At 68.3% G+C, this 12,326-nt stretch carries 2 protein-coding genes; one reads left to right on the forward strand and one right to left on the reverse strand.

Annotated features, from left to right (window positions below; all coding sequences use genetic code 11):
• Positions 1-17 precede the first annotated feature (17 nt).
• The gene (locus ACFYV1_RS01545; protein WP_389393308.1) at positions 18-3,371 is read right to left on the reverse strand and encodes an FG-GAP-like repeat-containing protein; all 3,354 of its coding nucleotides are present in this window, start codon (positions 3,369-3,371) and stop codon (positions 18-20) included.
• Positions 3,372-3,843: 472 nt separating this feature from the next.
• Here ACFYV1_RS01545 and ACFYV1_RS01550 point away from each other — a divergent pair, with 472 nt between their 5' ends.
• A complete protein-coding gene (locus tag ACFYV1_RS01550; RefSeq protein WP_389393309.1) occupies positions 3,844-11,841 on the forward strand; it encodes a polymorphic toxin-type HINT domain-containing protein in 7,998 nt (2,665 codons plus the stop codon).
• Positions 11,842-12,326: the final 485 nt, after the last annotated feature.

Below are 12,326 nucleotides of genomic sequence, written 5' to 3' on the forward strand. Positions count from 1 at the left end.
CAGGCTGGGTTGCGGGGTCACGTCAAGGCGAGGAAAGAGCTCCAGTCGGCAGTCATGACGATCTTGACGTAGGGGTTGGTGTTGGTCTTGCTGGGGTGGTAGACCCGGATCTGGCCTGTTGTGGTTTCGCGGGCCCACAGGTCGGGGATGCCGTCGCCGCTCGTGTCGGGCAGGGAGATGACCTGATCGATGGCGTCCGCGGTCCAACTCGTTCCGTATGGCGTGTCGACACCTTCCCGGGAGTCGGCAGCAAGTGCGATGGACATCGGGTCGAGGCCGGACCCGCTGCTGTCGGGCTTGCCGTGCCGGATGTACATGTTGCCGTTGCCGGGATTGCGCCAGAGCAGGTCGGCGGTGCCGTCCAGGTCGATGTCCGCGAGGGAGATCAGGTCCCGGGCCGCCCAGGTGCTGTCGCCGAGCAGCAGTACCGCTTCACTGAAGGCGCCCGCCGTGTAGCCGCCGAGGAACCACAGCTGGCCGCCGTCGGTGACAACCATCAGATCGGGCCTGCCGTCGCCCGTCACGTCAGGAGTGGCGCGCATCTCGTCCCAGGTGGCGGGGTCGGGGGCGTTGTCGGGCAGGAGCACGCGGACGCGTTCGTCGACGTTGACGCCGCCGTAGCCGTCGCCCTGGTAGATCCAGAGCTTGCCGTCGGGGGTGCGGGCAAGGAGGTCGGTGAGGCCGTCGCCGGGGTAGTAGTCACCCCATTTCGAGATCAGGGCGTGCTTCTTCGACGTGGCGGTGGAGTTTGGGTCGTACCAGTGGTCTTTCTGGTTCTGATCGCCCTTGCCGTTGTACGAGGTGACCATGCCGCCGTAGACCTCGCCGCCTTTTTCGGCGGGGTAGGTGTAGAGGGTGCCGTCGCTTTTGATGACCACCATGTCGGGGTGGGCGTCACCGGTGACGTCGCCCGGGCCATCGGTGGAGCGCCCGGCGGGGACGAACGTGCGGATGGCGGAGCGCTGGGAGCGATTGCCGACTGTGTCATAGGCGTAGCCGTGCAGATGCAGAGGGCCGGCTGTCGGGGCCTTGAGCGTGACGGTGATGGGCTGGCCCTTCGCGGCCCGGGTGACTGACTCGATGAGATGGCCTTGGGCGGGGTCCCGGACGATGCGGAACGTCTGCCCCTCGGCGGTGTCGTCGAGGTAGACGTGCGTGTAGTTGATGGCGTTGAAGCCGATGGCGTAGTGGGTCGTGGAAGGGCCCGAGGCGAGGGTGACGGTGCCGGATGTGCCGTGCGGGGCGTTGACCGCCCAGTTGGTGCCGGCCGAGTTGGCCTGCGGGTAGTCCTCGGAGGTCATGGTCGGCGCGGCGGGGGAGGTGTTGTCGACCGTGAAGCGGCAGGGATCGGTGCCGTTCGGCCAGAAGTCGGACACTTCGCCTTCGGTGTCCTCGGCGCGGACGTCCCAGGAGTAGGTCTTGCCGTCGGCGAGTTGCGTCGAGGGCACGGTGACTGACGCGGTCTGGGTCTTGCTGCCGCCGGTGCCCGTGATGACCTTGTCGAGGATCTTCGTGCTGGCGCCGGTCTCCCACAGGCGGAAACGCATGCCCTTGAGGTTGCTGTCGTAGTCGGTGGCTGATGCCTTGAGCACGACATCGGTCAGACCGATGACCTCCTCGCCGATGACGGTGTTGCACTCGCCGGGCGTGATGTCGCCGTTGACCGGCTGGTTGGGCGGCCGGTTGAAGCTGATCGTCAGGACGGCGCTGCCGGCGCTGTACTTGCGCCAGGTGTACGGGGAGGTCTCGGTGCTCGCGCGGAGCCCCAGGGTGAGCGAGCCCCACTTCTTGGTCGCGGCGTCCTGGGCCCCGGACTTGACGTCGTAGCCGACGTAGGCGTCGGTGCAGCCTTTTTGCTCGTTGCCGTGTGCGTAGGACCGGGCGTCCAACTCGCGGGCCCAGGAAGGCTGGTTGTTCCAGGTGGTGGAGGTCGAGATCCCGCCGGTCAGCCACAGCTCGATCTGCCGGGCCTCGCAGGACCACGAGTGCGTGTTTTTGATTTTCCAGCTCGCCGACAGGACGGTTGAGCCGTGGATGCTGCTGGAGATGCCCATCTTCCAGAACGATCTCGCCAGGCCGCCGCTCTCGGACTCGTAGCCGACCCGTGCCTCGCTCGTGCCGCCCGAGTAGTTGGTGCCGTCGTAGTAGTTGGCGTTGGGGTAGGGCTTGTACGCGATGGTCCAGCCCTTCTCCTGCAGCTCAAGGGTGGGGTCGACGAACACGGGGAAGAGGACCTTCCCGGCGTCGACCTTCTCGCCGGTCAGCAGGCCCGTCGCCGCCGCGTCGAGCTTGAGAGTGGCCCGCCCGGTTCCACCGCCGTCCAAGGAAGCGGGCAGCACGGCACTCGCCGCCCCCGGCTCGGGACCGGTCAGACCGGTCAGGGCGAAGGTGGTCTTGGCAGTGGTGGTGTCGATGTACGGCTCGGCGGCCGGGTCCTCGGGGTTCGCCACGCCGGCCGAGTCCCAGGCGAGCGGGGTCGGGATGGCGCCGACGTGCTTGCCGTCGGCGTCCGTGATGGCCACACCGCCGGTGGTGGTGTCGACGGCGAATTCGGCTGTGTCGGAGCGCAGTCCGTAGGACACGGTCCGCAGGGCCTCCTGGCGGGCGGCCTGTTCGTTCTTGACGATGAGCAGCTGGCCGAAGCCGCCTTCTTCGCGCGCCACCAGGAGTAGGTCCACGCCGGGCAGCACCTCGCGGTACAGCGCCCGGTTGCGGTCGACCACGGGGTCGGGCAGTTCCCCCGGCCAGGTGTATGTGATCCTGTGGCCCGCGTGCGTGGCCGAGGCCAGGAACGACTCGCTCGGCACCGGCTGCTGTTCCACCGTGCCGGCGGCGGTGTGTGCACGCGCCGGTCGCCACAGCGCCGCGTGCACCGCGCCGTTGGAGCTGGGCGCCGACCGTGACGTGTCCGCGGCCCTGGAACTGGTGCTCCGGCTCGCGGAGCCGGTTGCCGCAGCCGCGAACTCCACCTGGCCGGCGGTGTTCTTCGGGCGCAGCCGGGTGCCGTCCTTGCTCCGCTGCAGGCCCGCGTCAATCGCAGCCCAGGTGCCGTCCGGCTGCTTCTCCCGGACGGGTGCGGCGTGTATTTCACTGCGCCAGGTTCCGTCGGGCAGCGCGACGGTGCGGGAGGTCTGTGTGGTCTCCGCCTCCACGACGACCTCCCGCTGCTGTGTCTGCGCCTTCCGCATGGCCTCGTCGGCGGTCAGGGGACCGGAGGGCTTCGGAGCCGCCGAGGAAGAGGCCTCGTGTTGCCAAGGCGCCCAGACGACGAGCCCCGCCACCAGCGCAGCGCAGAGCAGCGCGACGAAGGTGGCGATCCGGGCGCGTGTGCCCGCGAAGTGGCTGAGGACGGCGGATGGTTGGGCGGACACGGCGAGGGACTCCCCAGAACGCGGCTAGCAAGGTGCCGGAGCGCCGCAGGTCATGAACTTGTCACCGACCTGGGCAGCTTCGGGCGCGGGCCCGCACAAGTTGCCTGGACGCACGTGTGTTTGTCGAGCCTTTTGGCTGCAATCGAATCGTGACCAGTTAGCTCTTCTCACTCAGTGCGACGCCCGGTTTGTGTCCTTGAAGCCCTGAGGGGCATATTTCAGTGCGAAGTATGGCTCTGATCTGCTGATTCACCGCTAATGTCAACTCTCCTAGTCTTACGGGGGATAGGGCATTGAAAATGCGGCGCGCAACTGTGCTCGATCTGTGATCGATAACTGTGTGTGAGCTGTGCGTCCTGCGTGGACTTCGTGAAGACTCCCGTGCTCGGCACGTGCATGACTTGTCTGCGTGCCGGATCTGTAGGTGTTCGCCGGCGCGCCCGAGCAGGGCGTGGGGTGGGGGAGTTGCGAGATGCGTCGTCGGGTGGGGCTGTCCTGGTCCGGACATGGACGGCTGGCCGAATCGGCCTCGGTGCGTGCCAGCCGTCGGCGACGGCGGACGGCGCTGGTGGTGCTGCTGTCGTCCGTGCTGACCATCACCTCGCTGAGCGGTACGGCCGTTGCGCTGCCCGGCCCCGACATGGACCGCACGTCGAACGCGAACGTGGACCTGCCCGAGCCGGACGAGGCGTCCGTCGTCGACCGGGACACGGATGAGCCGACCGCGCTTTCGCGTCCGGTCGATGTGCCGGTCGAGGAATATGTCCCCGCGTATGTGACGCCATGGCAGGCCGCGGCCGACCAGACCGCTGACTTGACCGGTGTCACCGAGGGCCAGACGGTGCCGGTGGGGACCACACCGGTCCGCCTGGGCGTGCCGGAGGGGCAGGACCCGGCCGCCCTGGCGGGAACGTGGCACGTCGACCTCGCCTCGGTCACCGCCTCCACGCAGGCCAACGTGCCGGGCATGCTGATGTCCGTCACCCCGCCGGCCGAGGTCGACCCGGCCGCTTCGGTGTCGGTGGAGGTCGACCACGCCGAGTTCGCCGACCTGTTCGGCACTCAGGCGGCCGACCGGTTCCGGCTCACCCTGCTCGAAGGCTGCTCCTTGCCGGACACCTCGACCCTGGACTGCCCCGCCGACGACGGCCTGGCCACCCAGACCGTCTCCGCCGACGAGGACGACCCCACGGCGACGTTCGTGGAGCTGCCGTCGAGCGTGGAGGTCACCCGGCCCGCGAAGGGTGCTCGCACCACTGAGGCGGGAGCCAAGGAGACGAAGCGGCACCTGACCGGCGTGGTGCCGGTCGCGATGCTCATCGGCGCCACCAAGCAGGCGGCGGGGCAGCGGTCGATCGAGCCGGGCACGGGTGAGAAGTCCCCGAAGGCCGGAGCGACCGATGAGCCGAAGAAGACCGCGGGGTCGGGGAAGACCGGTGGCCCGTCCTCCTCGGCCACACCTCAGGAGCCGCAGACGTCCGGGGAGCCTTCGGACCCGGAGGCCACGAGCACCCCTGGGAGCACCAACTCCGCGGAGTCGGACACCTCGGCCGGCGTGAAGCCCGCCTCCTTCACCTCGGCCAGGATGGCCGAGCCCATGTCGAGCGCGTCGGCCGGAGTCCTCGGCGCGCTCGACATGGGCGCGTCGCACAGTGGTGACTTCACCGCCACACCGCTGTCGTCCTCCGGTGACTGGGCGAGCGGCTCGTCCTCGGGCGCCTTCACCTATGCGTACGACATCCAGCCGCCCGAGGTGCCCGGCGGTCTGATGCCCAAGGTCAGCCTCGGCTACTCGTCGCAGACCGTGGACGGCCGTACCAGCGCCTCGAACAACCAGGCCTCCTGGGTCGGCGACGGCTGGGACTACCAGCCGGGCTCGATCACCCGCGGCTATGTGAACTGCAAGCAGGACGCCAAGGCCAACTCCGGTGCCAACAACGCCAACCACCCCACGCACGACCTCTGCTACGGCTCGAACAACGCCACGATGACCCTGAGCGGCCAGACGGTCAGCCTCGTATGGGAATCGGGCAAGGGCTGGACCACGTCCTCCGGCGACGGCTCCAAGGTGGAGCTGCTCAAGAACACCTCGCTCGGCAACGGCGACGCGGACGGCGAGTACTGGAAGGTCACCACCCGCGACGGCACCCAGTACTACTTCGGCCGTAACCGCCTCCCCGGTTGGAGCGAGGGCAAGCCCGAGACCGGCTCGGTCTTCACCGTGCCCGTCTTCGGCAACCACGCCGGCGAGCCCTGCTACAAGGCCGGCGACTTCAAGAACTCCTTCTGCGATCAGGCCTGGCAGTGGAACCTCGACTACGTCGTGGACCCCTCAGGCAACGCCATGACCCTGTGGTGGCAGGCGGAGACCAACCGCTACGCGAAGGACTGGCAGTTCAAGAAGCCCGTCTCGTACGAGCGCGGCGGCTATCTGCGCCGCATCGACTACGGCCTGCGCTCCGACGCCCTCTTCGCCGAGGCCCCCGCCCGCGTCTTCTTCACCGTCGAGGAGCGCTGCTTCGCCGAAGGCTCCCTGGCCTGCACCGACGCCAACTTCACCTCCAAGGACCCGGGCGACTACCGCATCTGGTACGACACCCCCGTATCGCTGCAGTGCAAGACGACCGGCGACTGCTGGAACGCCGCGCCGTCGTTCTTCACCCGCAAGCGCCTCGACAAGATCTCCACGTCCGCGCAGCGCACCGCCGGCTCCGGCCGCGCCACGGTCGACGTCTACCAGCTCAAGCAGTCCTTCCCGACGATGACGACCGGCGCCAACACCGCCCTGTGGCTGGAGTCGATCCAGCGCACCGGCTACGGGACCGGCGGCGTCGCGGGCGGCAAGTACTCGGCGCTCCCCCCGGTCACCTTCCAGGCCCACCCGGACTACATGCCCAACCGTGTACTGCGCGGCGCCGACGACCCGCGCCCCGGCTTCGCGCGCCAGCGCATCGGCCGGGTCGTCAACGAGTACGGCGGCGAGACCGTCGTCACCTACTCCAAGCCGACCGGTGCCTGCGCGAACGGCGAGGGCCTGCCCGCGCAGACGTCGAACAACGGCCTGTGCTACCCGGTGGCCTGGCATCCGGACCCGTCGGTCGACGACGAGATCGACTGGTTCCACAAATACGTCGTCACGCAGGTCGAGGAACTCCCCGCGGTCTCCGGCGCGACCGCGACCGCGACGGCGTACGAGTACGGCACGCCGGCCTGGCAGCTCGCCGAGTCGGAGTTCTCCAAGAAATCGACGCGTACGTGGGCGAAGTTCGCGGGGTTCGACACGGTGACCACGTACACCGGCGCCGACGACACGGCGACGTCGGCGAAGCGCTCGAAGTCGATGACCCGCTTCTACCGCGGTCTCGGCACCGGCGTCACGGTCCAGGACATCGCGGGCGGCGACATCGGCCCCGACCACGAGGCGTTCGCCGGCCGTATCGCGGAACAGATCGACTATCCGTCGGCCACCGCGGACCCGACGACGGGCTGGACCAGCCGCACCACAAGCAAGCTGTCCGCGACCGAGCTGGCGCGCCGCGTACTCGGCGACGGCCTGAAGGACCTCATCGCCTGGCGCGTGGTGGAGACCGGCGACAAGTCCTGGACGAAGTCCTCGGGCGTCGGCGACGACGCCCGCGCGATCCGCGAGGTCGTCTCCAGCACCGCCTACAACGCCGACGGCTTCCCCACCCAGGTGGAGATGCTGGGCGACACCGGCAAGACCGGCGACGAGTCCTGCACCCGGAACGAGTACGTCGCCGACACCGACAAGCACCTGCTCGGCCTGACCAAGCAGATCCTCACGTCCCCGACCACCTGCGCGGCCGCCACCTTCGGGACGCTCACCTCGCTGACCGGTGCGTCCCGCGTCGCCTACGACGGCGGCGCCTACGGCACCGCGCCGACGCGTGGTCTGCCGACCGAGACATGGACGCTCAAGGGCGACGGCTCCGGCTTCACGTCGAACGGCACCACCGGCTACGACGCGCTGGGCCGCACGGTCAAGGCCACCCAGCCCGGCCAGACCGCATCCGCGACGATCACATACGAGCCGTCCACCGGCATGCCGTTCAAGGTGACCGAGACCAACGAACTCGGCCACACCTCCGTGCAGACGGTGGAACCCGGCCGAGGCGCCGCCCTGACCACCACCGACGCCAACGGCCACACCAGCAAGGCCGTCTACGACGAGCTGGGCCGCGTGGTGACGGCGTGGGGTCCGGGCCGTGATCCGTCCACCCACAGCGTCCCCGACCTGCAGGTCGAATACCGCCTGCAGGCGGGCGAGCCCACCGCGGTCATCTCCCGCACCCGCGCCCACGAGGACCGGGTGGAGACCTCGGTCACCCTCTTCGACGGCCTGGGCCGGGTACGGCAGACCCAGGAGCCCGCGACCGGCCAGGGCCGCCTGATCACCGACACCCTGTACAACGCCTCGGGCGAGGTGTGGAAGACCAACAACGCCTATCTCGCCGACGGCGAGCCCGAGCCGGTCCTGTTCTTCCCCAAGACGGCCGGCGAAGTGCCGAACGCCACCCGCTACACGTACGACGGTTCGGGCCGCGTCCTGACGGAGACCCCCGTCCTGGACGGCGCGGACGCGGAAAGCCGACGCTCCGCCTACGAGTACGGCCTCGACCACTCCACGGTCATCAACCCGTACGGCACGGCCTCGTACCGGACCTGGACCGATGCCCTGGGCCGCACCAGCCGCGTCGACACGTTCACCGACCCCACCCGTACCGTCTTCGAGTCGATCCGCTTCACCTACGACTCCCGTGGCCAGCTGACCACGGCGCAGCAGGACGACGGCACGGCCTGGACGTGGAAGTACGACACCATCGGCCGCGTCGTGGAGGCCACCGACCCGGACACCGGCACCACCAAGTCGACCTACGACGACCTGAACCGTCCGGTCACCTCGACCGACGCGCGCGGCAAGGCGGTCTGGACGGGCTACGACATCCTGTCCCGCCCGATCCTGACCCGCGAGAACTCCTCCGTGGGCAAACTGCTCGGGGCGTACTCCTACGACCAGGCCGGCGGCGGCATCGGCATGCCGTACACGGCACTGCGCTACACCGACACCGGCGACGCCGCGCAGACGATGATCAGCGGCTACACCGCCGACTACCAGCCGACGGTGTCCTCGACCGCGCTGCCGAAGGACCTGGCCGACCAGTACGGCCTCGCCTACCGCTACACGTACGCGCAGACCTACACCGACACCGGACTGCCGCACTCCACCCGACTGCCCGCGGTGGGCACGCTGCCCGCCGAGGAGGTCATCACCCGGTACAACGAGGAGGGCCTGGCCCAGTCGGTCTCCGGACACGACTGGTACGGCTCCCAGACGCTGTACTCCCCGTACGGACAGATGCTGCGCTCCACCCTGGGCGACAACCCCTACCGGGTGTGGTCCACCGCTTCGTACGACGAGGCGTCGGGCGAGCTGACCAGCATGCAGACCTGGCGTGAGCAGGCCGGCACGGACGGCGCGGTCACCGGCAACAAGGTCTCGGACACGTCCTACTCCTACGACCCCGCCGGAAACGTCACCTCCATCCAGCAGGGCGCCGCGGGCATCCGCGAACGGCAGTGCTTCCGCTACGACCCGGTCGGCCGCCTCAACGAGGCCTGGACGTCCGCCGACCAGACCGCCTGCAAGGCGGGCGGCGCCACCGCCGCCGCGGACGTGGCCCTGGGTGAGGACGGTTCGGGCTACTGGACCGACTACGCGTACGCCGGGCTGTCCTCGGAACGCACCTCCATGGTCGAGCACGACCTGCTGGGCGCCACGGCCAAGGACACGAAGACCACCTACACGTACGGCGCGGGAGAGGCCGGCCCGCACGCGTTGACCTCTCTGGTGCGCGAGTACACCACCGAGGCCGGCGCGCAGGTCAAGCAGACACTGCAGCGGATCTACGACCAGTCGGGCAACACGACACAGATCACCGGCGACACCGGTGACGCCCAGACCCTGACCTGGACCTACGACGGGCTCCCGGAGACCGTCTCCGGTCAGGGTACGAACGGCAAGACCGCCTACGTGACGCCCTCCGGTGCCTGCCTCGACCTGCAGACCGGCTGGGCCAAGAACGACCAGCCGCTGCAGATCTATCCGTGCAACAACACCCCGGCACAGAAGTTCACCTTCGTGCCCGACGACCCGACGACTGCCCCCGACACCGGCAGCCTGAGGGCGGTGGGCGACTGGTGCGCCACGCCGGCCGGAGCGACGGCCGGCGCGGCGGTCGGTATCCGCCCGTGCGCGGGTACGGCGGACCAGAAGCTCGTACGCGACGACGCAGGACACTTCAAGCACGCCGCGTCCGGGCTGTGTCTGGCGGTCAAGGACGGTTCGACCACCAATGGCACCGACCTGGTGCTTGCCGCGTGCGACGCCACCTCCCAGGCCCAGTCCTTCACCGCACAGGCCGAGGCCCGCTACATCTACGCCCCCGGCGGCGCACGGCTGCTGACCCTGAAGGGCGACCAGGCCACCCTGCACCTCGGCGAGGCCGAGCTGTCGGTCCGGGCCGGCGGCACGATGGTCGACGTCCAGCGGACCTATGCCGTACCGGGCGGCAGCATCCTGCGCACCGCCACCGGCACCTACACACCGGGCTACTCCAACCTGGCCGCGATCACCTACGACCACCAGGGCAGTCCCTACGCGGAGATCGCGCTCCAGGAAGGGATGGAGACCCGCATCCGCAAGACCGACCCGTTCGGCGGGGAACGCCTGGCCGGTGGGACGGCGTCCCGCGCGACGACCCACCAGGGCTTCCTGGGTGCCTCCCGCGACGACGCAACCGGCTACACCATGCTCGGCGCGCGTCTGTACGACCCGCTGACAGGCCGCTTCCTGTCCGCCGACCCGGTACTGGACCTGGCCGACCCGATGCAGCGCGGCGGCTACGCCTACGCGCACAACAACCCGATCACCTACAGCGACCCGACCGGCCTGTCCGTCTCCCTCTCGCAGAAGGAGATCAACCTGGCACTGGCGGGTGCCGGACTCTCGCCGGCGATGGTGGCCGCGGCCAAGGGCGACCTCAACCGGTCCATGTCTTCCATCGTCATCTCCGCGGCCGGCGCCCTCCTGCAGGACTTCCTCGACCCGATCATGGGCTGCATCGGCGGCTCGGTATGGTCCTGCGCCGAAGTCGTCCTGGACCTGATCCCTTGGTACAAGGCCCTCTCGATGAGCAAGAAGGTCTACTCGGCGGTCAAGAGGGTCATGTCCGCGGTCAGCGCCTGGCGCACGGCCAAGGAACGGGCGAAGAAGGTCATCGCCAAGGCCAACGCGGCCATCGACAAGGCGAAGCAGGCGAAGAAGAAGCGCGAGGAAGCACGCAAGAAGGCCGCACAGAAAAAGAAGCAGGCCGCGCAGAAGAAACAGACAACCAGCAATCGCGCCTCCCACGACGCGCGCAAAACCGGCAACGGAAAACAGAAGTCGTCCCAGGCATCCGCCGCACCACGCTCCTCGGCCGCCAAGTCGTCGGGCGCGGGCAAGGGGAAGTCGTCCGGCGGAGGCGGTTCGGGCAAGGGCGGCTCCACCGGCGCCTCCTCCCGCTCCAACGGCGGCACCAGCGGCGGCTCCTGCTCCGTCGACAACAGCTTCGTGCCGGGCACGAAGGTCCTGATGGCCGACGGCACCACCAAGCCGATCGAGCAGGTCAAGGGCGGCGACAAGGTCGTCGCGACCGACGAGAAGACGGGCGAGACGCGCGTCGAGACGGTCACGGCCGAGATCAAGGGCGAGGGCCTCAAGCACCTCGTCAAGGTCACGATCGACACCGACGGCACGGCAGGCAAGGCCACGGCCGAGGTCACAGCCACCGACGGCCACCCCTTCTGGGTCCCCGAACTCGGCAAGTGGATCGACGCCACCGACCTCAAGCCGGGCCAGTGGCTGCGCACCAGCGCCGGCACCTACGTCCAGGTCGCGGCGATCAAGCGCTGGACCAGCCCGGGCGCAACGGTCCACAACCTGACCGTCTCGGACGCCCACACGTACTATGTGCTGGCGGGGGCCACTCCGGTCCTGGTCCACAACTGTGGCAAGAAGCTCACCGATGTTGCCCTCGGAACGTCGGACAACGGGCTGGAGGACTGGGCGAAGGAAAACGGTTACACCCATTTCATGGGGGAGACGCGTGATGGTTCCATATCGAGTGCCGCAGATGCGATGAATTACCACCCTGAGGCAATCATCCATGTACGTCTCGACGGGTTCACGCTGGAGAACAGAAGGTCGGGAAATGCGGCGGAGGTATTCGACTACGCAGTGCAGCAGGGGCACGGCGACAACTGGCTTACAACGCAACGGGAGATGGCGTTCCTGGAGCGAGCCTTCCGGGTGGGGAACCTTGACAGTAGTCGACTCAGGTTCTATCTGGGAGGTAGTAACATCACGTCGGAGGTCCTTAAGGGTTCCAAGTACCTAGGAGGTTCGTAGTGGCCTTGGTCGCGGCCTGGGAGAGGCCATTCCGAATGTGGCATTTCTCGGTGAGCTTCAACTCGCTGCTGCTTCGCAGCCTCCGTGATGACGCCTCTCCGGCTCGAGTGGATGTTCTTTTCTCGAATGTCTTCTTTCTTCAGATGCCAACGACGTGTTCACGACTTGAGATTCGTACGGGAGAAGTCCTTGATCCGCCGAAGGTGGAGATTCCGGCCGGTACTCGTGGGCAGTGGTACACCCTCAATTCGGGGAAGGGGTACCTCTATGCCACCCATTGTGAATGGCACGAGGACGAAGGCACCGCGATGTCCCCGTCCCGCTTCGGTCCTCTCAGGCGGACGGATTGAACTGAGTCTCCCGAAGTCGCCTCGATCAAGAGGTGAGCGAGGGGGTCTGTGAAACGGGCCGCATCATGTCAGCAATGACATGATGCGGCCCGTCGGGCTTTGGCCTGCTGGTTCCGGGGTGGTCGGATTCTAAGC

The organism is Streptomyces sp. NPDC003023 (genome assembly GCF_042888225.1).
GTDB lineage: Bacteria > Actinomycetota > Actinomycetes > Streptomycetales > Streptomycetaceae > Streptomyces.